Below are 25,218 nucleotides of genomic sequence, written 5' to 3'. Positions count from 1 at the left end.
TCTTGAATACCATGGTCAATTAGTTCCCTCCATAATGGCTGCCGAGATTTATAATGATTGATATTCAAGTCTTTGTTTTTGACCCTTCCGTAGAACAGTACCAGACGTTGCTGCAAGACTTGCCCGAGCAAGCGAAAATTGTCCTGCTGGACAGCGATAAACCCGGTCTGGCCCAGATCGCGGATGCTCTACGCGATATGAGTGGCCTGTCTTCCCTGCATGTTGTCTCACATGGTGACGAGGGCAAACTGTTTATTGGGAATGAGGTTGTCACAAAAAGCGTCATTACAGATAATCCCGAGGTGATGGAGGTGCTGGGCGAAGCGCTCTATCCAACTGGCGACATCCTTCTCTATGGCTGCAAGGTCGCTGCGACAGCGCAGGGCGAGGCCTTTGTCACCGCTCTGGCAGAGGCGACCGGCGCCAATGTGGCCGCGTCGCAGACGTTGACGGGGGCGGCGGAACTGGGCGGCGACTGGACGCTTGGCCTGCAACAAGGTGCCGTGACGACACCAGTTGGTGTGTCGGCGGCAGCGCAGGCCCAGTTTTCCGGGGTTCTGTCCACAGTTATTGACTATAGCGCCTACTCTAACGGTGGGGACAACAAGGCAGATTGGGCCGACGGCAGCGATGGTATAGCGGATTTTCCCGGCATCACGGTGACCCTGGACTATGGAGATGGGACCGAAGGGGCAAATACCTTCACCAATTTGAATATTCGCGGCGCGATGAACATGGCGGTAGGTGCCGTGCTCGGTGGCAATGTTGGTAATACAGACGGCACCTTCTTCAACAATGATAGCAATGGTTTCCAATTGTCTGGAGACGGCGACTTCAGCTTTGAGGGTTTTACGGTAATAGGCCGTGCTAACAGCCTCAGCGGTGACACGTTTACGATCCGCGGGTTCAACAGTTCCGGAACTGAGGTTGTCACAGACAGTCTCGATTGGGGAGCCAGCGGAGCGAGTGTCACGGCAACTTACAATATCGGGTCCGGGAGCTGGGACAGCGATGCTGCATGGGCATCCGTCCGAACCGTGGTCGTTGACTATTCGAATGACCCCGATTTTCAGGAATTTGCAGTTGTGAGCATCACCGTCGATGCCGCCACGCCATCGAATGTTGTGCCTGCACTCGGCGGGACACCGGCAGATGATACAGCGACTGAGGATGTCGCAACGGCGATTGATCTCTCTGCCTATAATGTATCGGACGCGGATGGCGATACCATTACTCTGACCCTGGCTGTAGATCGCGGTACGATTGCCTCTACCGATGGCAATGGGGTCACTGGGGGCGTGACGGTTGCAAATTCCGGCACCGGTTCGATGACCCTTCAGGGCAGCGCTGCGACCCTGAACACCTATCTGAATGACACGACCAAGATTGAATTCACCGCCAGCAGCAACGACACGACAACCGCGACGTTGACTGTTACGCCCAGTGATGGAACCGCTACCGGCACTGCAGACACCATCAGCATCAATGTGACTTCGGTCAATGACGCACCGACACTGGTCGCAACTGGCGGTAACCCCACATATGTAGAAGGCGCAACAGCGTCCGATCTGTTCAACACGGTGACCGCCAGCACTGTCGAGAGTGGCGAAATGTTCACCGGATTGACCCTCACCGTTACCAACGTCAGCGATGGCGCGGATGAGGTGCTGAATTTCGACGGCTCTCAGGTGACTCTGACGCATGGGTTCTCTGCCACCACCGCGACCAATGGGTTGAGCGTGACAGTCTCTCTCAGCGGCACCACCGCGACGGTCAGCTTCTCTGGCGCGTCTCTTTCAGCGGCGGGTTTGCAGACATTGGTGGATGGCCTATCCTATCAGAATACCTCTGACGATCCGACGACTAGCGCCAACCGAGTTGTCACGCTCACCGAGACGACAGACAGCGGCGGCACCGCAAATGGCGGCGACGATTCTGCGACGCTGTCCTTAACAAGCACAGTTTCCATCACCGCTGTAAACGACGCGCCGGGTCTGAGCAATCTGAGCGGTGACAATGCCACGCTGCTACCGGGCACCGTCGAAGATATCGACGCAGGCGGGAATACAGCCCTGACGAATGCGGACTCAGGTGATTATGACGGTGGCTTCCTGCTGATCACCGATAACGGGGGCAACAATACAGCCAGCGGCGATTTCTCTGTGGATGGTACAACTGTTACATCGGACGCGGACGCCACAATTGCAGCCGGTGAAATCATCGCGGTCAACGGCGTGAGCATTGGTACGGTTGACGCGACTGACGACGGCCAAGGCGGCAATGATCTCAGGATAGATTTTGGGGCCAATGCCACCAACGCCACCATCCAGTCCTTGATCCAGAACCTGAGTTGGGGCGCTGCCGCGGGATCCGGTCAGCAGACCTTTACCATAACATTGAACGACAACGACGGCACCGCCAATGGCGGTGATCAGGATATCTCGGTCGACTTTTCAATGTCCATTGGCAACAAACCTGTGATCGCCAATCTTTCTGGTGACACTGTTGCATTCGTTGAAAACGGTGGCGATGTTGCCTTGGATACAAACGCAGACATCACTGTCAGTGATGCAGATGGCGGCAATTTCAACAGCGGTTCGTTGACCGTCGCGTTTCAGAGCGGGCAAACCGCCCATGATCGCATTGTCATTGACACCAGCGCAAATGTTGCGCTGTCTGCCGGACAGACTGCTGGTTCAACGGTGACGGTGCAGGGGGTGATGATCGGAGCGCTCGCTGCAGGGTCAACAGGTGGCGCGAATGAAAACCTTGTGGTCGACCTTAACACCAACGCGACCCCAGCACGGGTACAGGCCCTCATAACCGAGCTGTCGTATAACAACACCAGCGATGAACCAAATACAGCAAACCGAACGCTGGGTGTCACAATCGTGGATGATGTTGGCATCACTTCAGATACGGCGACCGTGACCGTAACCGTCGCCGCGACGGATGATGCGCCCACGTTGAGCGCAACCGGCACCGATCCGAATTTCATCGAAGGCGGCACTGCTATGGATCTGTTCCATACAGTCAGCGCCGATACGATAGAGTCCGGGCAGACCTTTACTGAGCTGCGTTTGACTATCACCAACTTGGCCGATGGCAGCGCGGAAATCCTGAACATTGATGGCAGTGCACTTGCGTTGACCGATGCCAACACGCTCACCACTGCAACAAATAGCCTATCAGCCACAGTTTCGGTCACTGGCACAACCGCCACCGTCACGCTGACAAGCGGCACGATGAGCTCGGCAGCCGTTCAAACCTTGGTGGACGCTATCACCTATGAGAACACGTCAGAGGATCCGACCAATGCCTCCAACCGTGTTGTCACAATCACGGGCTTGACCGACAGTGGTAGTGCAACGGGCAGCGATGAGAACAGTGCCACGCTGTCACTGGCGTCGACTGTAACGGTGAGCCCGGTGAATGACGCACCCGTGGTGGACGCGGTGTTTGCCGAGGCCGCCAGCCAGATTGTTCTCGGGACGGGTTTTGCAGACCTCAGCGGGCTCAATGATGCCGCGGTCTCGAACCTCGATTCTGATGACTACCAAGGGGGGTCTCTGACCATCCAACAGACCTCGGGAACTGCAAATGGGTCCTGGGGCGTGGATGGCACGCTTGTCACATCAGATGGGGATGCAGTCATAGCCGCAGGGCAGACCGTGCAGGTCAATGGGGTGACGGTTGGGACCATTGACCCCACCAATGTCGGCGCCAATGGTGGAACGCTCACAATTAATTTCACAACCGGAAGTGCGACCAGCGCCAACGTGCAAACGCTTCTGCAGAATCTCACCTATTCTGCGCCCTCCGCAAGCGGAACGCGGACCTTCGATCTGACATTGAATGATAATGATGGTAGCACAAACGGCGGCGATCAGGATGTTTCTGGCACGTTTGATATTCTTGCCGTCAGCAGTCCTCCGGTCATCGGAAACTTGGACGGCGACAGTTTTACGTTTACCGAAGGCGCTAATGCGACCCCCATTGATGTGGATGGTAATCTGACCGTCAGCGACCCGGACGATGCAAATTTTGATCAGGGGACCGTGACGATTTCCTACGAAAACGGCATGCAGGCCGAAGACCGTATCTCGGTGGATGTCAGCGGCGTCGTTTCCCTATCCGCAGGTCTGGGCAATGGGTCTGTCGTATCGGTAAGCGGCGTAGCCATCGGAACTGTTTCGGCCACCGGAACTGGCGGCGCGGGAGAGGATCTGGTGATCAACCTTACCGCAGGCGCAACCCATGCGGCGATGCAAAGCTTTCTCAGTGCCGTTCAATATGACAACACATCTGGCGGTGCCCCGACAGATGGAAACCGGGAGATCGGTGTCAGGATCGTTGGCGGTGATGGTGCAATATCTGATTTGGCCGTGATTACGATCAATGTAGATCCCGCGTCCTCAGGTGGTGGATCGTCAGGCGGAACGCCAGCTCCTGTTGAAACACCGATGGATGTGTCGGCAGGTGATGACAATGACACCTTCAGTGGCACTAACTACAATGACACCATCAACGGCGGCGGTGGAAATGACCGCATTACCGGGGATCGAGGCGAAGATCTCCTCCATGGTGGCAAGGGCGTTGATACATTGCGCGGTGGTGACGGTGACGATCGGCTGTTCCTCGGTTTAGGCAACGACCGCGGTGTTGCGGGCGCGGGGAATGATCAGCTGAACGGTGGCGGCGGGAATGACATGCTTCATGGCGGGCAAGGCGATGATACGCTGCGCGGTGGCCAAGGCGCGGACCGTGTCTATGGCGGCCAGGGCTCCGATAGTGTCCGTGCCGGGCAGGGTAACGATACGGTCTTTGCCGGTTCTGGTGCCGATCGTGTCCGCGGTGACCTCGGGAACGACCAGATCTCCCTCGGTATCGATGATGACAGGGCCTTCGGCGGCAGCGGCGATGATAGCCTCGCTGGTGGCGACGGCAAGGACACATTGAACGGCGGCATGGGCGATGATCTGTTACGCGGAGGCGCGGGTCGTGATACGTTTATTTTTGCCAGCGGGCGCGGCAACGACCGAATTTCAGATTTCAATGTGCAAGATGATCAGCTTAACCTCAGGGACTTCAGCTTCACTGATCGTGAGCAGGCGCTTGCCTTTGGCATGCAATCAGATGGCGATTTCATCTTCAGTTTTGAGGATGGCAGCACGCTAACCCTCCACAACATATCGCTGGCGGATCTGAATGAGGCTGTGTTCCTGTTCTAGGGTTTGGATTCATTGAGTTTCAGAGCCAGTAGATGACCGTTGCAGTCGGAGCGATAGCAGCGCAAGCTACTACGATTGATAAAGATAATCCCACTCAAAACACGATATCTGTGCATCCGTCAGCCAGAAAAGATCAGACATGTTCACCGCTCGTTTGCGCGCGATGAACCACTCCGCAGTACGGAAATCAATGGATTCTGACCCCATCCCAGATGGGGAGACTACGTGGCACCCCAAAATTTCTCGGTATTCCCTGTCAAAAAAATGCGCGCCAAAAAATGTCGGCGCGCATTGGAGGGCGATGTTACGTCAGCCTATGGCGCAGAGCCGGTAGGCGGGACAGGAGCATCCAGTCAACTACCAGCAGCGTCAGAAGCGCCAGCCCTGCCATGGGAAACGCCATGGACACGGCGAGGCCAACCAGGACTGCGCCCTGCCAGATGGGCATTTCCTTTGGCATCGGCGGCGCCGAAAGACGGCCAGCCCTGGTCGGACGACGTTTCCACCAGAGCACAATTGCGCTGACACATAGGAACAGGACGGACAGACAAACCAGCGTGTTTGCGAGAACGCTCCATAGCCCCAGGGTCCCCATATGAAGGGCGATGCCAACCGCCATCGCCTTCCCCGCCCAAGAGTAATCGGCAAACCGGACATCGGCCAGGATCTTACCCGTATGGCGGTCGATATGAACGGTCCGGTCGGAGGTGGGGTTGGTGCTGTCTGTGCTCATTGAATCCCGGCTGACGGTCCAGACGCCGGTGTCGCCGCGCGGAATGCTCAGCTGATACCGCCCCTCGAACCCGATGCGGCGGGCCAAGGCATCGATGCTGTCGATGTCGACGAGAGCAGTTGTCACACCGACCCGTCCCACATCGCTGCCCGAGGCAGGCATCGGCGTTTGTTCCAACGCCCAGGGGACTTCGCGCCGGGCGTGATCCATACTGGCGTGGACGTCTTCGGATAGCGGTACATTGTCCCATTTTTCAGCTGGGAACTGGCTCCAGGCCTGCACCATTTTACCCCCCCAAATGCCGGCCCACGCTAGGCCAGAAACTAGAAACAGTGTGAGAAACAGCGAGATCCAGATGCCGACCACACCATGCAGTGATTTCCACAGGCTCCGACCACGTCCTAGGCTGGGCAGCAGGGCGCGACGCCACCCGATCGTCCGGGGCCACCACATGTAAAGGCCGGTTGCAATCAGCACCAACGCCAAAGAGGCTGCCGTTTCCAAAATCCGGTCACCGCTGACACCTAGCATCAGATCGCTGTGCAAGTTATCCGCAAAATCATACCAACCGCTGCGGCGCGGGAAGGTCTCGATGACCTCAGCGGTGTAGGGATCAACCGCGATCATGACGGCATCGCCATCATGATCAACACGAAAAAGCGCGGCGAGATCGGCATCGCGGGGAGCCACGTATTGTCTTAACTCGCCCTCTGGCAAGCGTGCTTGCGCGGCCTCGGCCTGCACCGAGAGTGGTTGAACCTGTTCTTGCGGCGCCACGGGCGTGCGCTCACCATCGCGACCATCGATCCAGGCGATCCACAGCATGGCGAGGCCGGTAACCGCGAGTGTAGCGAGAAACGGAATGACAAACAGTCCGGTGTAGAAATGCCACCGCCAGGCGGCAAAATAGAGTTTTTGCGCGCTGCCCTGCGGCTGCGCGGTGGAATTGGGCATAGTCATGGGTTGGCTCCAGGCCTTTGGATGCTGTTGTTGTCACAGCACCTGAGTTGCAATTGACGTCAGAGAAGAGTGGTCAAAAGCGGAGGAGGAGCTCGGCTGCCATGGGCCGGATCACGCCAAAGCGTGCTGTGCGGCAGTCTCGTCAATGGAGCAGATGCCGTTGAACGTTGCACCCATGCGACGCCGGGCGTTGCCGGATGGTCAGGTATCAGCGCGGCCGCGACCAGTCGACACGCTTCACATTGCGCGAGAGTACCGTGGCCCGGATCCTGACTGTCGCCACATAGATCACTGAGTGCGCCGCCTGCCGCGACAAAGGCTGCGTAGTCCGGTGAGTCTTCGGCGCGCTCAATCGTATGTGCAAAACCAGTGCTGGCCAGGGCGAGCACGAGCGCCAGCATCATGGCCAGTCGTGGAAAGATATGAACCGCGAATCGCATAGACAGTGTCGTAGTTCGACTGCGGTTGAATTGCGAGTGGTTTTGAGGTGGAAACAGGGCTTTGCAGACCGAAGGGGTCGTCTGGCGTGCAATGGCGGGTCTCGGCTCTGACAACGTGCTATGCCTGCACGGCAGCTCGTCTGGCCGAGAAAAGAGCTGCCCCGTATACCAGTGCGTATCCAAAGAACGCCGTACACCATGCCGCGGCCGAGAGGTGATAAAGCCAACCAGCGCTACCCACGCCAATCCCGGCGACAATTCGGATGACACTCGCCACCAGAACCGCCAGCAAGATCAATTTTGCGCCGGGACCCGCCACCAGCCGTCGCCCGGTATGGCCCAGCGTGGCACGTATCATCACGGCGAGGGTCATCATGCCAATGGCGCCTGCCATCCAGAGGTGCTGAGCTGCGGCTGTGTCCAGTGGCACGTGCGGGATCTTTGAAATAGCCATGAGGACCGCGCCGCAGGGAACCATCGCATAGGCCAGATGCAGCACGGCAAGCAATGGCTCCGCCGCTGTGCGGTGTCCCTGCCAGCGCGCCAGGCGCAGCAGATGCCCCATCGCAAAGATCGTTAGTGCAACAGCCGCCGCGATATGATCCGGCGCCGCAACCCAGATGCCAAGGGCAGGCAGGCTGATAGCAAAGACAAATTTGTCGAGGCGCTGCATCGGGCTGGCGGGACGGGCATCAACACCCATCTTAAGGAGCCAATTGCCCGTGAAACTGGGGATGATGCGACCGCCAATGAGACAGATCATGCCAATCACCGTTGCTAATCCCAAACGCATGCCGAGACCTTGGGCGGGGTATCCACCTCCTGCCGTCTCCAGATGTACCAATAGCAACGCCAATGTGTGCAGCCCCAACAACACTAGAACAACAAGGTTGCGCCAGTTTCTTCCGGCGATAACCTCACGCAGGATTACGGCTCCTAGGATGAGCGGAAAACTCACATCGACACAGGCCACGACGACGGCAGGCAGATCTGCGGTATAGAGATCGGTGACGCGCCCTGCCAGCCAGAGCAGGACCAAACCCAGCAACGGCCATCCATTGAGCGGCGCGCCTCCAGTCCAATTTGGGGCCGCCGTGAGCAGGAAGCCTGCCAGAACTGCGCTGAGGTACCCAAACAGGAATGCCTTGGCATGCCAGGAGACCGGATCCCGCATGATCGGGAGCGTGAGTACACCGCTCAGCTGTCCGATCCAGGCGATCATCGCCAGACCGGCCCAAAGCGCGGCGAGAAAGAAAAACGGGCGAAAACCGTAGGAGAGAATGGCAGGTGCCCAGGATGACGCGTTTGTCTCCTTGCGACCTGCGTCTGTTGTCACTGTCATAGGTCAGATCCGTTCATATAAAACCTCAGGTGTCCATCAGGCGCCGGATATGTCCGGCGAAGGCATAGGTGGCGGGCACCGCGATCATGGCGCCGATCGCGATGGATGCAGCAGTTCCCAGCACTGGCATCCCAAGCCAGCTGGTAATCAGTGAGGCGAAGAAGACATTGACGGCCATGGCACCTGCACAAAGAGGATAAAGTGCGATTGCGATACGCCTGCGTGACCAGCCCGACTGCGACGTCATCGCCGCCTCACAAGAACATGGACCGCCGCAAGAGCCAGCACCAGCGCGATACAGGCCAGCCCAAACCAGAATTCAGCAGTCGCGGATTGCGCCTGCGGTGCCGGACGGTCAAAGCCTGTCGCCATCGCGGGCAGAGCGGTGATCGCGACGTAGAATATTCCCGATAAGATGTGACGCATGTCAGTTCTCCTGTGTCAGGCTTCGGTAGATGTCGGGCAGGGCACGCGACAATCGGGCAGGGTTCGGCAGTAGCGAAAACCCGCCGCGGCCGAAAATCCGTGCGAACCAGTCCTGTCCGTCTTCGTCGATGATGATGCCATGCAGGCTTTGGCCGACGCTGCGGGCGCTGCGCACGGCCATGCGGCTGTCCTCAATACCATGCTGGCCTTCATAATGGTCCAAATCATTGGGCTTGCCGTCTGTAAGGACAATCAACAGCTTGCGGCTGGATGGCTCTGCAGCCAGCCGGGTGCTGACGTGGCGGATCGCTGCCCCAAGACGGGTGTAGTGGCCCGGTTGCAGCGCGCCGATATTGGCGGTGACGGCATCGGACATCGGCATGTCAAACCCCTTGCAGCGGGTCAGGAACACCCGGTCACGGCGCAGGGATGAGAACCCCCAGATCGCCAATCGGTCGCCTGCCACATCAATCCCGAAAGCCAGCGCCGCCATTGCATTGCGGGCGATCTCAATCACGCTGCTGTCGGCAATCGCGGCCTCGGTGGACCGTGAGGTGTCGATCAGAAAAGCGACCGATAGATCGCGCTGCTGCTGGCGTGCGCTCTGCCAGAGCCGGTCACTGCCACGTCCGGTCGCCGCCAGATCCGCTTGGTTAGAGATAACCGCATCCAGGTCCAGTTCAGCGCCTTCGACTTGGCGTGGTTGCAAGATCCGACGTGGGCGCAGCGCTTCGAATTGGCGACGAACCATCCGGATCTGGCGGAGATCGGGCTGAAAGGGGTGCTTGGTGTCAGGCTGAGCGGCCGCCTCAAGCACGCGACAGTGATCCGCCATCTCGCTTTGGCTGCGATGGTTCCATTCGGGATAGGTGAATTCAGCGCTCAACCGTTCGTGTTCGGCATCTGCGGGCGACAGGTCCAGATGCAACCGCAACCGGGACGCCAACCGGCGGTCATGTTTGGTGAGCGGGATCAGATCCTGATCCTCTGCGGCCTTTTGAGCATTGTCAGGGTCGTCATCATCGACACTGCGGTTGATATTCATCGACTCCACCCAGGACAGGATGGATTCAAACCGATGCAAGATGAAGCTGTCCTTCCGGCGCGCCTGATCCTGATCAATGCGCGCGCCCAGCTTGCGACTGCTGCTTGCCGCAGTGGGCAAGGGACTTGTCTGATCGGCGGGCTCTTCCGCAGCCACCACGGAATGACCGGGGGCCTCGAAGCGGAGCCAGAACGGCACTGGTGCAAAAGGCAGATAGCGCCCCACCCCCGCCTCCGTCGGCAGTTCCGCGCTAAACGGCTGACCGGCCGTGACCTCCCAAGGGTCCTGAGACAAAGCCGCGACAACCTGTTCTGCGACCAGCCGGTCAGCGGCATGCGGCGGCTGCGCCTTGCGCTGTTGCAAGCATAGACTTGCCATTTGTTGATAGGTTTCCCGCAGGCCGGGGCACTGTTGGGCGGCGCGGCGGCTGGCGTTGAGAGTAACCCGGATCCGTGCCAGATCGGCGGCGCGCGCCAATTTCTCCGACTGCGGTCGCAGCTCTGCGCCCTCGGCAACCGCAGCCTGCGCGACCAGCCAGAAGTACGTGGCCCGGTTCAACTCATAACGGGGAAAGCAGGCCATCACTGGGGGCAGGGCCAATCGCCTACCATCATAGCAGGGAATGAATTCGCGCATTCGGTCCGCCGCAACCCGGTGCGTAAGGGAGCGTCGATGTTGCGCCACTGTTGCGGGTGCCTCGACCAGATCGACCGACGCGGCCCCGCCCAAAGCGCGAAACAGCACTGCCAGGCTTGGCCTCAGATCCTGCAACCGGCAGGCCGCAGCAGACAGCGTCGCGCCATCCTCTGCGACCTCACCGGCGAGATTGCTGGCCATATCGTGCCAGAGGTTGCCAACAGTTTCCTCCGGCTCCATCAGGTCGAGCAATTTCATAGCGCTACCCGTAGATTGTCGCGATCAGATCGCGCAGCGCTTGTTTGATGTCCTCTTCGTCGGTGAGGGGTTCGATGATCGCGGCCTCCAGCGCCGTTTCAATCGGCATACCGCGGTGGATCAGACTTGCAGTGTAGATCAGCAGCCGGGTCGACACGCCCTCTTCAAGATCCATCCCTGACAGGGCCCGGATATGACCGGCCAATCGCACCAGCGGTCGCACCCTAGACGCATCCAGCCCGCTTTCCTGTGCGACGATGGCACTCTCCGACGCCGGATTCGGGAAATCAAAACTGGCCGAGAGAAACCGTTGCCGTGTCGAAGGTTTGAGCCGCTTCAGCACGTTCTGGTAGCCGGGATTGTAAGAAGCAACCAGCATGAAGCCGGGCGGCGCCACCAGTTCTTCGCCGGTGCGATCAATCATCAGCATGCGGCGGTTGTCGGTTAGTGGATGAAGAACCACAGTGACGTCCTTGCGCGCCTCGACAATCTCATCCAGATAGCAGATCCCCCCCTCGCGCACAGCGCGGGTCAGTGGACCATCAACCCAATGGGTATCGCCTCCTTTCAGCAAATACCGGCCAATCAGGTCAGCGGCGGAGAGATCATCATGGCAGGCCACGGTATAAAGCGGCCGATCCAGCCTAACTGCCATATGTTCGACAAAGCGTGTCTTGCCGCAGCCGGTCGGCCCCTTCAACAGAAGGGGCAGGCCTTGGGCATGGGCGGTTTCGAACAATGCGCATTCCTGAGCAATCTCATGGTAGCGCGGGATCGGACGGGGGGTGTGCATGTTCATCAATTACTCCCCCGCAACAGTGCTGGCTTTATGCGACGGACCGGGTGCAATCACCTCGTCCTTGCGCACCACCAAAAGCGCGTAGATGAACAGCAAAGCCCCGATCACGACCGCAGCCCCAGCCCCGAACCGCATCAGATAGAAAATCGACAGGCTGTCCTGCACATCCATGTAGTAGTCCCCAATGACGCGCTGCATATGGGTCTGGATGGTACCGGCAAAGGTCAGCACGAAGGTCATGAAGGCCATCCCACCGGTCATCAGCCAGAAGCTCGCCATATTCAGAACCTGATTATACGGTGCCCGTCCACGCAGCATTGGCATCGCATAAGTGAAGATCGCGAGGTTCAGCGCCACATAGGCCCCGTAGAAGGAAAGATGCCCATGTGCAGCAGTGATCTGGGTGCCGTGACTGTAGAAATTGACCCCATGCAGCGTATGCAGGAACCCCCAAACACCCGCACCGAAGAAGGCAACAGTGCTGGACCCGAGCGACCACAAAAGAGCGGCCTTGTTGGGGTGGTTCTTACGTCCCTTCCAGACCATCACGAAGGCAAAGGACATCATCAGGAAGAAAGGGATCACCTCAAACGTTGAGAAGATCGAGCCGACCCACTGCCAATAGCCGGGTAAACCGATCCAGTAGAAATGGTGACCAGTGCCCAGAATCCCGGAGAAAAGAGCGGTGGCGACGATAACATAAAGCCATTTTTCCACCACTTCTCGGTCAACCCCGGTCAGCTTCAGCAACAGGAAGGCGAGGATCGCTGCCATCACCAGCTCCCAGGTTGCTTCCACCCAGAGGTGGACAACAAACCACCAGTACATCTTATCCAGCGAGAGGTTTTCCGGGTTGATGAAGGCGAAGATCCACAGCAGCGACAGCAGCCATAGCCCCATCAACAACACATTGGTGATCGCGGTTTTCTTCCCCGCTAGCACTGTCATCGACACATTGAAGAGGAAAATCAGCGCGGCGACGAGGATACCGAACTTCACCCAGAGCGGTTGCTCCAGAAATTCGCGCCCACCGTGAATACCAACAAGATAGGAGCCAACCGCCCCAAGTGTACCGATCATCAGGATTGCAAGCTGCAGATAGGCCAGTTTGACCGAGTAAATCTCCCGCTCCGATTCTTCCGGGATCAGGAAATAGGCCGCGCCGAAGAAGCCGAGCAGCAACCAGACGATCAGCGCATTGGTATGCAGCATACGGATAATATTGAAGGGCAGCAGCTCTGACAGGAAATTGGGGGAGACATAGACCCAACCTGCCAATAACCCGCCGAGGACCTGAATTGCGAACAGCGCCATTGCGCAGATGAAATAGGCCTGAGCGACCTTTTGAGATTGATATTTCATGATGTCTCTCCCTTAGCCCGCGTCATTCGGCGGCCAGCCCTGAGTGTCGGTCTGATCCGCCCATCGCAGGAATTCGGCCAAGCCGCGGGTTTCCTCTTCGGTCAACTCGAAATAAGGCATCTGACGGCGACCCTCGACACCGCTGGGCTGACTCTCCATCCAGCTATTCAAGATTTCGAAAGCCTCTTCCGGTTCATCCTGAACACCCCATCTGGTCATCACATTGCCGACCTCCGGCGCAAAATATGCCCCCTCACCGTGTAGCGTGTGGCAATTGATGCAGGAGTGTCGTTCCCAGACCCGTTTGCCCAGTGCGACGGCTTCGGTCAGGGGCATTCCTGCGGTGGAGGTCGTCACCACATAGCGGTGGCTGTGCACGGTCATGCCAATGAACACCACGACGAAAAAAATCGATCCCCCGTAGAACACATTGCGCGCCCGCGACTTGGTCAGAAATTCAGCCATGGCCTGGCCCTTTCCGGCAGTTGTTGATCGCTTGGTGATAGCCCAGGCAGCAGTGGCAAAGGTTGTGCAAGCGCAAGGTTTGGCGCGATTGCCGCTGCTAGCCTGACCTCTGAGGGAGGATTGATCCGTCATGCCGCCGCCAAAACTGGACGACCCCGACCTGCCGCTGGATGTCCTAATGACAACCTGGCCGGAGACGGTCCGGGTTTTCATGGACCACGATATGCTTTGTGTTGGCTGTATGGTCAGCCCGTTCCACTCCGTCAGCGAAGCCTGTGCGGAATATCATCTGGATGAAGTGGTGTTTCGGGCTGCGTTGGCAGACGCAGTAGAGGCCGCGCACCGGCGTTGGGGCTGACCCCGGTTGTCTATCCGATCAGAAGACGCCACTGCGGAGGGATACCCCAAGCCCGCTCAGCGTCGGTGCCACTCTTATGGATCACTGAGGAGCATCAGCCGATGGGGGTCACAGATGGTGATCTTCTTGCGCTTGCTGCTGACCATCCCGTCCTTCTCCCAAGCGCTGAGCAGGCGGCTGACGGTATGCAATGTGGTACCTGTGAGTTCTGAAACATCCTGACGGGTGATCGGAAACCCGATCTCGATCCCCTGAGCGACTTTGATGCCGGATTGATTGATCAGACGTAGCAAAGCGCGCGCAACACGCTGTTCGACATGTTGTGTCGACATTTCCATGATACGGGCGTTCATCTCACCAATACGGGCACCGACCGTTTTATAGGTCTCTGTGGCAAAGCCTGGGTAGTCGACGATGAAACTGTCCCACAGTGAGGTCGGCCAGCAAAGCATCAGCGCCTCGCTCGCGGCAACGGCGGTGGCCGGATAGCTGTCGCGCCCCAGTGCCCGCGCAATTCCAAATAGCTGTCCGGGCGGAATATGCAGGGAGGTCACCTGTTCACCGTCGCTGGAAATACGCACGACCCGAATGGTACCATCCAGCAGCAAATAGAATGTCTCCGCAGGATCACCTTCGGCAAAGACCGTTTGGCCGGGACCAACTCCGCGACTGCTGGCGTGGTCAAGGATCGTGCGGATCTGCGCGTCGGCCAGCTGCGAGAATGGCGGAAGCGGACGAAGCAGGCTTTCATGTAGGTGGCGCACGGCATCTCCGAACAAGCGTTGTCATGATCCTAAAACAAAACCGGGGGGGCGTCACCCGCGTCGCGTTTTGATCGCGCTTGGGCTTGGTCAGCCAAAAAACCGCCGCTGTCTTTGCGCTGCCGCAACGTCCCGAATGCGACGATCAGCTAAATTTATCGCGACATCAGCAAACGCGGCTCGCCCAAGGCGGAGCACGCCTAAGACAAGGAGAGCGACAATGACCAAACGTTTCAACCCCGGGCTTGCTCAGACAAGCCGTCGCAACGTGCTGCGCGGAACTGTTCTTGCCGGTGCTGCGGCGATGACCGGCGGGCTGGCCTCCTCGGCAAACGGGGCCGGCCGTCGGACATCGGTGCCACCGTTGCGCGGTGCTGCGCCCCAGTTCCTTCAAGCCGAAGCACAGGCACAGGCTGAGGCGGCCCCGGTGGATCTGTCGGGGTATACCCGCGTCAAACAAGAACTGGTTGCACCGCCGTTCGCGCCCCAACATGAGCAGGTTGCATCCGGCGGGCCGAAGATCGTCGAGATTGAACTGATCACTGAAGAGCGGCTGATGATGGTGGATGAGGACACCGGCGCCGAGATCTGGGCGCTGACCTACAACGGGTCTGTTCCCGGTCCGCTGATCATCGTGCATGAGGGCGACTATGTCGAACTCACGCTGCGCAACCCGACGGACAGTCAGATGGAACACAACATCGACTTTCACGCCTCGACCGGAGCGCTCGGGGGCGGCGGCCTCACCCATGTCTTCCCGGGCGAAGAAACCGTCCTGCGCTGGAAAGCAACCAAACCTGGCTGCTTCACCTATCACTGTGCGCCCGGCGGCGCGATGATCCCCTATCATGTCACCCACGGAATGAATGGTGCCATCATGGTGCTGCCGCGCGATGGCCTCAAAGACGGCGAGGGCAATCCACTGCGCTATGACAGCATCGCCTATATCGGTGAGCAGGATTACTATCTGCCGATGGACGAAAACGGCGACTATCGCACCTACGAACTGGCAGGCGACGATTACGCCGACAGTATGGACGCGATGCGGACGCTGGTGCCGACCCACTCGGTCTTCAACGGCGCTGTCGGCGCCCTGACCGGCGACAACGCACTGCGCGCGAAGGTCGGCGAGACGGTTCTGATGATCCATAATCAGGCCAACCGCGACTCCCGTCCGCACCTGATCGGCGGCCATGGCAACTATGTCTGGGAGACCGGGTCATTCACCGACGCGCCGCTGACCGGTATCGAAAGCTGGTTTGTTCGTGGCGGCAGCGCCATGGCAGCCATGTACACCTTCGAACAACCCGGCGTTTATGCCTATGTGAACCACAATCTGATTGAGGCGGTTCTGCTGGGGGCCACGGCCCATTTCGTCGTCGATGGCGCCTGGGACAATGCGCTGATGGAACAGGTGGTTGCTCCGCGCAGCTTTGAAACCTGAACCAACGCACTGCGCATAACGACCATAGGAGAGCACAATGCCCGCTGCCACATTGCACCGCCCCGCTGACCGGATTGTCCTGTTGGGTCTGGGCGCCCTTGTGGCGGCGCTGATCCTGTTGGTCGCCATATTTCCCCCCCGCCTGTCTGACGGACCCGCGGGGGGGAGTATCTTTCAGCCAGAACTGGTGCCTGCGGTCGCTGAGCATAACGGGCAGAGTGTTATTTACGTCATGAAACATGAGGTTACCGTAGCAGAGTGGAACCGCTGCCATGCCGACGGGGGTTGCGCGCTGGAACTGCGTACACGCGCCAAACAGGATGCAGGGACCACCCCTGCAACCGGGTTGAGCTATCTTGACGTGAGCGAATACCTGGCCTGGATCAATGCCCGCAGCGATGGCGGATATCGCCTGCCGCGTGTGGCGGAGTGGGAGCATCTCGCAGCACCCGTCCTCCCGGAAGAGCTCGACCCGATCTTCACCGATCCAGATCTCACTTGGGCATCAACCTATCTTCTGGGCGAACAGAAAAGCCGCGCCCTGCGTCCGCAGGGCAGCTATGCTACAACGCCGGATGGGATTGTTGATATGGACGGCAACGTCTGGGAATGGACACAGGATTGCTATGCCGGCGCCTCCGGTGCCAGCACCAGCCGCTGCCCGGCGTATTTTGTGGCGGGCGAACATCTGGCAGCGGTTCCATTCCTTGTCCGCGACCCAGCACGGGGCGGTTGCGCAGTGGGATCACCGCCAGCACATCTGGGCCTGAGGCTCGTCCGGGATACTCCACTTTAGCCTTAATCCGGGCGCACCGCCGCGAGAATGAAATCCAAAAGACTGCTCCGCAGATGCCGCATTGGCACCTTATCCAACACGCTGCGGTAGGCGCTGCCTTCGATGAGTTCGACAATCATCTGCGCCGTGTCGTCGGGAGCCAGCTGGCCACGCATCTCACCCGCATTTGTTCCGCGTTCCAGAACCTTGGCGAGTGCGACGACCAATGCGTTGCGATTGGCGAGAAAGAGGCGGGCAATATCGGGTTTGCGAATGGCTTCGCTGGTGATTTCCAGTCCGAGAATGACATTCTCCGGCACCGCGAGGTATTTCGCATAGGATTTGACGAAGTTTTCGAGCAACTTCATCGGTGCGCGTGGTTGCGCAAGCCCGTCGATAAAGGGGGCAAGTTCCGCGCGTTCCAGAGCGGCAATCTCCACCAGCACGTCATGTTTACCCGGGAAATGATTGTAGAGATTGCCGAGGCTGACACCTGCGCGATTTGCAATGTCGCGTACACCGGTCTGATGATAGCCGGTTTCGAGGAAACACATGATCGCCGCTTCGAGGATTTGCTGCCGTCGTTTGGCGGTGGTCTCAATCCGGGTGGGTTTGCGCTGGCCGTCTGACATCTGTGTCCTTGGCTGGTATCTCCATGGCATCGGCGCTCGCCCATGCGGCTTGCTGCAAGATGTAGCCCCGCCGTCAGAGGCAGGCAAGGCCGGGACGTTAGCCGCAGTCTTGATGGCGGGCAGTGTGACTGGGCGAGTGGCCAAAGCGGGCTTTGTAATCGCGGGCAAAGCGACCAAGGTGAGAAAACCCGTTGGAAAAGGCAGCGGTGGTCACATCCGGCGTGTCGGTCTGCGCCATCAGGTGATAATGCGCGGCATCCAGCCGGGCGTTGCGGAGCACCCGAATCGGGCTTTGTCCGAAGGCGCGGCGAAATCCGTTTTGAAGGGTGCGAATGTTCAGATCCACATGGGCCGCAATATCGCTCAGCTGGATCGGATTGCTCAGGTTCGCGTGGATGTACTCCACTGCTGCCCGGATACCGGGCGGCAGCGAGCCGTGCTCAGCGCGTTCAATGATATGAGAAATATTGCTGGGAAGCCGTGTCAGCAACGCGCGTGCCAGATCCTCTTCCACCCGGAGATCGGAGCCGCTCAGCGCGCCTTGGAATAGAACTCCGGCCTCTGCCGCCTGTACACAGGCACAGACCATCTGCCTCAGGCGCCGTCCACCCTCGGAATGAAGATCAATGCGGCTGGCAAATCGGATCGGTCCCGGTAGCTCTGCCCGAATGATCTGGCGCGCCACGGTTTCCAGATACCCCCGGTCGATCTGTAACAGCAGTTTGCGGCAATCCGCGCCCCACTGCATTGTCGTGTCCCGGTCAGGATTGAGCAGCGTCGCAGTGCTTGCACTTGCAATGATATCTGAGCCGCGATGCCGAACACTTGCCTGCCCGGACAGCGGGATCTGCAACAAATAGAAGGAGTCTAACATGCCCGGATCAATAGTCACATCAGCACCATAGTGCAGATAGTTGATCGAGCTGTGTCGCCCGGCCACGTGGTTGTGACGGACTGCAAGGTCTTGATGTCGCTGCGCAATATCCAATCGGTGATCGCAAAATTTCTGCCCCACCCGATGGCGTGCCTCATCCAGATCCCCGGTGCGTAGCAGCGGGTGATTTCTCAGATACTCAACAGCCTCTGCCTGGGTAGCGATGGTCATCTCGCCTCCACGTCTGGTGGCTCCAGCTTAGAACGCTGCAACGATATTTCAAGCCTCAACCATTCTGGGATCAGAAGGGTTCGTTTTCTGGATAATCGGATTTTCGCTCTCGGTGCAGGCTGATCGTCGCAAAACAGTTTCAGGGAGGAAACCGCGATGGAAAAAGGGATCACCAAGGCAAGCGACGGCATCAAGGGGATGTCTTGGACGGTGGTGGGACAGACCTACGTCCCCAAATTGCTCAGCAACGATGCGTTTATTTGGGATGCGGTATTGCCTGCCGATACATTTGTGCCGCCGCATATCCATCCCACTCAGGATGAATGGATCAGTGTCTTGGCAGGGGAGCTGGAAGTGGAATTTTTAGGGGACGTCCACAAGGCCGGGCCGGGCGATACGGTGCGTATGCCAAAGGGCGAAGCCCATGCGATTTTCAACCGATCCGGCGCAGAGGCGCATTGCATTTTCGGCGTGGCGCCCGCTCGCAAGCTGTTTGATCTCTTCATTGAATTGGATGGCGTGACTGATCCGGAGGAACTGGTGCGCCTGTCTGCCTTGCATGAGGTCGATTTCCTGCCACCCCCCGCTGACGCGTGATGTGGAAACGGGCCGGATCGCCATCTGGCCCGTCAGATACCTGCCAGCGACCGGCCCGCGGGGGAGGCGGGCCGACATATGAGGACGGCCTGCCGGGAGAGCGGGCCGGAAGGGGAGAATGCAATATGATAAAACGAAAGACAGTTGCCGTAATCGGAGGGGGGGTCAGCGGTTTGGCCGCAGCCAAAGCCTTTGACGAGCGCGGGCATCGGGTGATCGGGTTTGAACGCAGCCATGATTTTGGGGGTGTCTGGGAATTGTCACGCTCTTACCCGGACGTGCAGACACAATCCCCAAAAGATCTCTATTGCTATACCGACCATCCGATGCCCGCGGATTACCCGGAATGGCCCAAGGGACCACAGGTCCATGCCTATCTTCATTCTTATGCTGAGAAACATCGGCTGGCGCGGTTGTTCCGGCTCAATACCTCTATCACAGCGATGGACCGGCGGCAGGATGGTCAACCTGGATGGACCCTCACACTTGAGGCCGCTGGGCAGACCTGGCAGCAGGATTTTGATTTCGTGGCGATATGCACCGGCCAATTTTCAGAAAAGAACATCATCCGCCATCCAGGTCAGGAGGAGTTTGTCGCGCGGGGTGGGCAGGTGATGCACTCATCGGATTACACAGATCCCAGCCTGATGGCGGGAAAGGACGTTATGGTCCTTGGCGGGTCCAAGTCTGCCACCGATATTGCTGTCAACGCAGCCAAGAACGGGGCAAAATCTGTGCGGCTGGTCTACCGAGAGAACGTCTGGCGCGTGCCCTATTTCGTAGGCGGCATCAACTTCAAGAAGCTGCTCTATATGCGGGCGCAGGAACAGCAGTTCAATCAATGGGGCAAGACTCCCCTACAGCGCGTTATTGCAGCGGCGCTGAAGCCTTTGGTCTGGGCCAATTTTCGCGGGCTGGAAACCCTGCTGAAACTGCAACTGGGACTTAAGAAGCACAATATGGTGCCCACCACACCCATTGAGAAAGAAGTGTCCTGCTCCGTGCCGATTGTGACACCTGGTCTCTTTGAGGGGCTGAATGACGGCAGTATCATATCCGTCATCGGCACCTTTGAGAGCTATCAGGAGGACGGTCTGCGGCTGAGCACTGGCGAAGTGGTTCCCTGCGATATCGCCATTCTGGCGGTTGGCTGGAAGCTTGGCGTGCCCTATCTGGCGCAAGAGTATCGAGACAAGCTGATCGAGGAGGACGGGCAGTATCGCGTTTACCGGCTATCGGTGAACCCGGATCTGCCTGACATGGGGTTTGTCGGGTTCAATTCCAGCTTCTGCACGGTTCTGTCGGCCGAGATGATCGCCAATTGGCTGGTGCGCTATGCCGACGGGCAATTGGCCAATCAACCGAGCCGCGCTGAGATGGATGACAGTATTGAAATGATGTTGAACTGGCGCCGCCGCGAGCGGCCAGCGGCGCAGGTTTACGGCGGGCTGTGTTCAGCACCCTTTCATTTCAAGCACTTCGACGAATTGCTGTCGGATATGGGCGCCCGGGTACACAAACGCAAGAACCCACTCGTGGAGCAGTTTGCGCCACCGGATGCGACCGCCTACGGGCAGTTTCTCGCCACGACCCCGCAATACCGGGTCAATTGATCACCACGGCCGTGATGCAATCCCAGAAACAGGGGTCGACCTGAGCCCTATTCCTGCGCGCCGATCAAGCGCGCGCGGGTATCTTCGCCGCTATCTCCCTCAGCCATGCGGGCAAAAGCTGCGCGCCAACCTGCCGCGAGATCCTCCATATGTGCGAGCACTGCGGCATCGTCCGGCGCAACCTTGCGGGTGAGCCGTGCGTGGGTGACACGCTCCACCGTCCAGTCTGGCTGTCGCCGTTCCATCAATGTGATCTTATCGCCGGTCTGTGCGATTCCGGGATCAAGCACCCGGTAATACCATCCGGTGCGTCCGGTTCTCTGAAACAGATAGGGCATCCGTGTGTTGCCGGTATAGAGCCCCAGTTTCCAGCAGGGTTGCCGCCCTTGGCTGATCTGAACAACGGCCGTGCCCAATCGCAGGATGTCACCAATACAGAGCGTTTTCTCGGTCAGACCTAAGCTTGCGATATTCTCCCCAAAGGCGGCAGGCACCGAGGTGAGCGGCATCTCTGTTTCGTCCTGCCAAAGGCTGTAATGGTCGCTTGCGTAGTGATGGATCGCCTTATCCGCACCGCCATGGACCGTCAGATCTGCCTGGGCGTCCCCGGTGAAACCGTCAAAGTCTATCTTCTGGGGCCCAAGAACAGGGGATTTGTGGATGGCGGTTGGCGCTTTGCCAGCCCAAGGAGTGGCAATTGGTCCGTGGAAAATCCCCGCTATCCGGGTTGAGAGGTCAGGTTGCATCATCTGAAGGCGCCTTATGTTCCACACAAATTAGATCTCTGTCACCGTGCTGGAGTGGAAGGTCCAGCAGGGTGCAATAGCCATGAACAGGGCCTGCATCGTGAAACCTGCAATTTTTGCATAGGCCAAAAGCTCTCCCGTCACGGGCGTCTAACGCAGCCCGCAAGATGTCCGTCAGCGCAGTCTCCAACGCTGCTGTCACCCTATCTTCCAGCCCCGACAAGGCCGTGCCAATGACAGAGGGCGCTTCGGCAAGCGCCATCCCTTCTGCTGTCAAAGCATAGGAAATCGAGCGTTGGTCACCGGTTTTGGGTTCCTCCTGAACGAAACCCTTGCGCGCCAAAGCCTTTAACGTCTGGGACATGGTGCCGCGCGTTGTGCCTAGGAACTCAGCCACATGCGAGGGCGCTCGTGAGTGTCGATTGGCGCGCGCGAGGTAATCCAACGCCGCGTATTGGGCCGGATTGAGGCTGCCCGACCATCCGCCAGCGGCATCGATGCGGGCCAGACGATTGATCAGCGAGCGAATGCGAGATTGTGGTGTCATGAATTATTGGTATCGACTCGATACCAATAGTGCAATACGGTTTATCTGTAGCGACTCGCTACTATTAAACTGGAGACGACCATGACACGATTTTTAGCAACAGCCGCCATCCTCACGCTTGGGGCGGGCGGAGTTCTTGCCGATGGCGACCACGCCTTGCACCAGAAGGGTGCTATTCTGTCTGAAACAGATACCCAGAAAGTGGCCTCCTTTGATATTCTGGCGGCTCATGCCCACCGGGCCGACAACACCGTCACCTTCCACATGACAACAAATGGCAATGCAGGGGCCGACACGCCGGAACCCGTCGGCGGGGTCGGCGGAGCAGAAGTGTTCTCATACGTCTGGCCTACCTCGCTGGATCCCGAGGCAGTCGGATTTGAAGCGGGCACCGGAATCCTCGCGCTGGCAGCCACCAGCCATCCTGATTTTGATGACACACCTCTGGTGGATGAGAACAATGATGGGGATACCGGCAACGATGGCCTTCTGTGGCACAGCCACTGGGTGGTCCTGACCCCGACCGAGGCCTGCGGCTCCGGCGCATTGGCAGTCCGTGACATCCCCGAAGGTGCGACGCCGCAGCTGCCTGCAACATGGCCCGGCCTGCCTATCTATCTGGACAGTCCGGGCTTCACGCCTTTGTTCGACGGGCCGGAAATTACCGTGACTGTTGGCTTTCGCAGCGATGTCGACCTTGCTGGCGTGGCCTATGATGGCGTGACATCAGCCCTGCGGGTCAATGCTAACGTGCATGCCCCGTTGCTCTGTGTGGTTGACGTCTTTGACATTGCATCCGGTGATCTGAGCCTGCCGGCAAAGATCGACTAACGGCTTGGTGGCGCGGCGAGAGTGCCGCGCTGCCCCGTGATTGGCTCAAGCTGCATCCCCAACGTCCACCGCGAAACGCGTCAGAGATTCAACACCAATTTATCGCCCTTGGCACGGGAGACACAGGTACAGAGATAGCTGTTTGTCGCTTGTTCCTCTGGTGTGAGAATGCCATCGCGATGATCCACCTCCCCGTCGAGCACATCAACCAGACAGGCGCCGCACAGCCCTTCCGAACAGCCGAAATCCACTGCAATCCCGCTGGCTTTCAGGACGTCCAGAATGCTCTCTTCGGCAGAAACCCGCAGCATTGCGCCGGTCGACTGGATTTCAATGTCAAAACTGCCGTTGCTGCAGGTATCCGCATCCGCAACCGCCGCGAAACGTTCGAAATGGATGGTGCCACCGCGCATGGCGCTTCCCGCCTCCAGCACCGCGTTCAGCATCGGTTCCGGCCCGCAGGTGTAGACATCGCTGCCCATGGGCATTGACCGCAAAACCGCTGCCAGATCCAGCTGACCATCCGCATCGTCACAATGCAGATGATAGCGATCCCCCAGATCCAATGCGCGGAACGGTTCATCCATTGCGGCCAGATCCTGCGAGCGGACCAGATAGTAGACCTGAAAATCCCGCCGCATATTTGCCAGCTCACGCGCCATGGCCACCAGAGGCGTTGCACCAATTCCACCTGCAATCAGAGTGACATACGGCGTGTCGGGCTGTAGTCTGAAATTGTTACGAGGGGTGCCGAGCAGGATTTCGTCCCCCTGTTTCAGCGCATGCGTGGCGTGGGATCCACCACGACCGCTGGCTTCCAACTTGACGGCGATATTCAGTTGACGGCCATCCTGTCTCCAGTTCCAGATCGAGTATTGCCGCACAAGATCCGGACCTAAGTGCACATCAATATGCGCACCCGGTTCCAGCCCAGAAAACCGCCCATTAATGAGTTCAAAGGAAAAATCGACGGTGTCAGGGCTCAGCGCAGTTTTGCCAACAAGACGAGCTGTCCGGGTGTCCATCTGCTGTCCTTCCTCCAAGAGGGTGAATTCCAGTCTCTCAGAACCGCATTTGAGTTTGCTATTCAATTCGAAAAATACTCATACTCAGGTGAATTCATATCACGCCTAGCCACGCCCAACAGCAGAGCCACCATGTCCAGACGTCATTATGATCTGCCACCCCTCACCACATTGGCGGCGTTTGAAACCGCTGCACGCCATCTCAGTTTCAAGAATGCCGCGCAGGAACTATCTGTTACACCGGGCGCGGTCAGCCACCAGATCAAGGCACTGGAAGGAGAGCTTGGTGTTGCCCTGTTTCAGCGAAAACATCGTGGTGTTGAACTCACCCGTGAGGGGCAGGGGCTTTATGAGAGCTTGGCCACGTCGTTCCGCCAGATCTCGCGTCAACTGTCGAAAACCCGGCAAATGGGTGAGGAGGACGCGGTAACAGTCGGATCGACCACAGCGGTGGCAGCGCTTTGGTTATCTCCGATGATCATCCAATTTTGGCGGGAATACCCAGATCTAAACATTCATCAGATCACACAGGACCGCCCGTTTCATGACACGCGAGAGTTTGATTTTTTCATCCGCTATGGACGTGATCGTGATGCCGCACTGGCCCACACTGCAATCTACCGCGATCAGCTGGTGCCCGTGGCACGGCCTGATCTAGCGGCGGGCCTTGACGGCGCTTCCCTGCAGGAAATTGCACAGCAACGGCTGATCCACCTTCAAAGTGCCAGTCAGAGTTGGACAACCTGGGCCGACTGGTTCCATGAATTGGGCCACAAGGGCGACATCGTTGCTGGCACCCGGGTGACCAGCTATTCGGTTGCGCTGCAAATCGCGCGAAAAGGCGCAGGCGTTGCGCTTGGGTGGCGCCGATTGATCCAGCCGATGCTGGACAGCGGAAAGCTTGCGATTGTTGGCCGCCATAGTGTTCCGGCACCACGGGAATTCTATCTGGTCGGGTTGCCAGATGACGAACTTTCCCCCAATGCACTCAAACTGAAGCAGTGGATCCTATCGCAAACCCGCGATACATGGCTTTAGTTTTTCTCATCCATGAATGAAGTTTTCCCCTATTGAGCGCATTCGGTTT

The 25,218-nt window shown here is 58.4% G+C and carries 23 protein-coding genes; 8 read left to right on the top strand and 15 right to left on the bottom strand.

Features of this window, described 5'->3' with window-relative positions; genetic code table 11:
• The first annotated feature begins 53 nt into the window (after positions 1-53).
• Positions 54-5,231, top strand: a complete 5,178-nt coding sequence (locus tag INHI_RS0101925; RefSeq protein WP_027246516.1) for a DUF4347 domain-containing protein — start codon at positions 54-56, stop codon at positions 5,229-5,231.
• A gap of 304 nt (positions 5,232-5,535) precedes the next feature.
• Here INHI_RS0101925 and INHI_RS0101915 read toward each other — a convergent pair whose 3' ends face one another.
• The 9 genes from INHI_RS0101915 to INHI_RS0101880 form a co-directional block, all read right to left on the bottom strand.
• Positions 5,536-6,924: a PepSY-associated TM helix domain-containing protein gene (locus tag INHI_RS0101915; protein WP_027246515.1), complete on the bottom strand. Its 1,389-nt coding sequence runs from the start codon at positions 6,922-6,924 to the stop codon at positions 5,536-5,538.
• Between the two features lie 59 nt (positions 6,925-6,983).
• Positions 6,984-7,364, bottom strand: coding sequence for a hypothetical protein (locus INHI_RS20805; protein WP_014889317.1), 381 nt, complete (start codon positions 7,362-7,364; stop codon positions 6,984-6,986).
• Positions 7,365-7,482: 118 nt separating this feature from the next.
• Positions 7,483-8,706, bottom strand: a complete 1,224-nt coding sequence (locus INHI_RS0101910; protein ID WP_027246514.1) for an NnrS family protein — start codon at positions 8,704-8,706, stop codon at positions 7,483-7,485.
• 25 nt (positions 8,707-8,731) lie between these two features.
• On the bottom strand, positions 8,732-8,953 hold the full coding sequence (locus INHI_RS0101905) for a hypothetical protein (RefSeq protein WP_014881748.1): 222 nt from the start codon (positions 8,951-8,953) through the stop codon (positions 8,732-8,734).
• Positions 8,950-9,132 carry a hypothetical protein gene (locus tag INHI_RS0101900; protein WP_014881749.1) on the bottom strand — a complete coding sequence of 61 codons (183 nt, stop codon included), beginning with the start codon at positions 9,130-9,132 and terminating at the stop codon, positions 8,950-8,952. Before INHI_RS0101900 ends, INHI_RS0101905 begins: the two co-directional genes overlap by 4 nt.
• Before the next feature lies 1 nt (position 9,133).
• Positions 9,134-11,071: a nitric oxide reductase activation protein NorD gene (locus INHI_RS0101895; protein WP_027246513.1), complete on the bottom strand. Its 1,938-nt coding sequence runs from the start codon at positions 11,069-11,071 to the stop codon at positions 9,134-9,136.
• Between the two features lie 4 nt (positions 11,072-11,075).
• On the bottom strand, positions 11,076-11,870 hold the full coding sequence (locus INHI_RS0101890; protein ID WP_027246512.1) for a CbbQ/NirQ/NorQ/GpvN family protein: 795 nt from the start codon (positions 11,868-11,870) through the stop codon (positions 11,076-11,078).
• Positions 11,871-11,873: 3 nt separating this feature from the next.
• Positions 11,874-13,232, bottom strand: coding sequence for a cbb3-type cytochrome c oxidase subunit I (locus tag INHI_RS0101885; protein WP_014881752.1), 1,359 nt, complete (start codon positions 13,230-13,232; stop codon positions 11,874-11,876).
• Between the two features lie 12 nt (positions 13,233-13,244).
• Positions 13,245-13,697: a c-type cytochrome gene (locus INHI_RS0101880; protein WP_014881753.1), complete on the bottom strand. Its 453-nt coding sequence runs from the start codon at positions 13,695-13,697 to the stop codon at positions 13,245-13,247.
• Positions 13,698-13,827: 130 nt separating this feature from the next.
• Between INHI_RS0101880 and INHI_RS0101870 the strand changes: the two genes are divergently transcribed.
• On the top strand, positions 13,828-14,055 hold the full coding sequence (locus tag INHI_RS0101870) for a DUF1858 domain-containing protein (protein WP_014881754.1): 228 nt from the start codon (positions 13,828-13,830) through the stop codon (positions 14,053-14,055).
• Between the two features lie 74 nt (positions 14,056-14,129).
• On the opposite strand, the gene INHI_RS0101865 is transcribed toward INHI_RS0101870, so the two are convergent.
• Positions 14,130-14,819, bottom strand: a complete 690-nt coding sequence (locus INHI_RS0101865) for a Crp/Fnr family transcriptional regulator (protein ID WP_036766773.1) — start codon at positions 14,817-14,819, stop codon at positions 14,130-14,132.
• 217 nt (positions 14,820-15,036) lie between these two features.
• On the opposite strand from INHI_RS0101865, the gene nirK reads away from it, so the two are divergent.
• A complete protein-coding gene (nirK, locus tag INHI_RS0101860; RefSeq protein ID WP_027246511.1) occupies positions 15,037-16,260 on the top strand; it encodes a copper-containing nitrite reductase in 1,224 nt (407 codons plus the stop codon).
• Between the two features lie 37 nt (positions 16,261-16,297).
• The gene (locus INHI_RS0101855; protein ID WP_027246510.1) at positions 16,298-17,056 is read left to right on the top strand and encodes a formylglycine-generating enzyme family protein; all 759 of its coding nucleotides are present in this window, start codon (positions 16,298-16,300) and stop codon (positions 17,054-17,056) included.
• A 2-nt stretch (positions 17,057-17,058) separates the two neighbouring features.
• On the opposite strand, the gene INHI_RS0101850 is transcribed toward INHI_RS0101855, so the two are convergent.
• Together INHI_RS0101850 and INHI_RS0101845 are read right to left on the bottom strand one after the other, a co-directional pair.
• On the bottom strand, positions 17,059-17,667 hold the full coding sequence (locus tag INHI_RS0101850; RefSeq protein WP_051338921.1) for a TetR/AcrR family transcriptional regulator: 609 nt from the start codon (positions 17,665-17,667) through the stop codon (positions 17,059-17,061).
• A gap of 97 nt (positions 17,668-17,764) precedes the next feature.
• Positions 17,765-18,772 carry an AraC family transcriptional regulator gene (locus INHI_RS0101845; protein WP_027246508.1) on the bottom strand — a complete coding sequence of 336 codons (1,008 nt, stop codon included), beginning with the start codon at positions 18,770-18,772 and terminating at the stop codon, positions 17,765-17,767.
• A 156-nt stretch (positions 18,773-18,928) separates the two neighbouring features.
• On the opposite strand from INHI_RS0101845, the gene INHI_RS0101840 reads away from it, so the two are divergent.
• Together INHI_RS0101840 and INHI_RS0101835 are read left to right on the top strand one after the other, a co-directional pair.
• Positions 18,929-19,369 carry a cupin domain-containing protein gene (locus tag INHI_RS0101840; protein WP_014881760.1) on the top strand — a complete coding sequence of 147 codons (441 nt, stop codon included), beginning with the start codon at positions 18,929-18,931 and terminating at the stop codon, positions 19,367-19,369.
• Between the two features lie 125 nt (positions 19,370-19,494).
• Positions 19,495-20,982, top strand: a complete 1,488-nt coding sequence (locus INHI_RS0101835; RefSeq protein WP_027246507.1) for a flavin-containing monooxygenase — start codon at positions 19,495-19,497, stop codon at positions 20,980-20,982.
• A gap of 47 nt (positions 20,983-21,029) precedes the next feature.
• On the opposite strand, the gene INHI_RS0101830 is transcribed toward INHI_RS0101835, so the two are convergent.
• Together INHI_RS0101830 and INHI_RS0101825 are read right to left on the bottom strand one after the other, a co-directional pair.
• A complete protein-coding gene (locus tag INHI_RS0101830; RefSeq protein ID WP_027246506.1) occupies positions 21,030-21,731 on the bottom strand; it encodes an MOSC domain-containing protein in 702 nt (233 codons plus the stop codon).
• A complete protein-coding gene (locus INHI_RS0101825; protein ID WP_027246505.1) occupies positions 21,718-22,275 on the bottom strand; it encodes a MarR family winged helix-turn-helix transcriptional regulator in 558 nt (185 codons plus the stop codon). Before INHI_RS0101825 ends, INHI_RS0101830 begins: the two co-directional genes overlap by 14 nt.
• A gap of 81 nt (positions 22,276-22,356) precedes the next feature.
• Between INHI_RS0101825 and INHI_RS0101820 the strand changes: the two genes are divergently transcribed.
• Positions 22,357-23,106 carry a hypothetical protein gene (locus tag INHI_RS0101820; protein ID WP_014881764.1) on the top strand — a complete coding sequence of 250 codons (750 nt, stop codon included), beginning with the start codon at positions 22,357-22,359 and terminating at the stop codon, positions 23,104-23,106.
• An 80-nt stretch (positions 23,107-23,186) separates the two neighbouring features.
• Here the strand turns inward: INHI_RS0101820 and INHI_RS0101815 are convergent, their stop codons facing one another.
• Complete coding sequence (locus tag INHI_RS0101815) at positions 23,187-24,131, bottom strand: PDR/VanB family oxidoreductase (RefSeq protein WP_027246504.1); 945 nt, start codon at positions 24,129-24,131, stop codon at positions 23,187-23,189.
• Positions 24,132-24,263: 132 nt separating this feature from the next.
• Between INHI_RS0101815 and INHI_RS0101810 the strand changes: the two genes are divergently transcribed.
• Complete coding sequence (locus INHI_RS0101810; RefSeq protein WP_027246503.1) at positions 24,264-25,169, top strand: LysR substrate-binding domain-containing protein; 906 nt, start codon at positions 24,264-24,266, stop codon at positions 25,167-25,169.
• The last annotated feature ends 49 nt before the right edge of the window (positions 25,170-25,218 follow it).

The sequence above is a fragment of the Phaeobacter inhibens DSM 16374 genome, assembly GCF_000473105.1.
GTDB lineage: Bacteria > Pseudomonadota > Alphaproteobacteria > Rhodobacterales > Rhodobacteraceae > Phaeobacter > Phaeobacter inhibens.
Note: the sequence above shows the minus strand (reverse complement) of the source record. Positions and strands in the feature narration are given on the sequence as shown.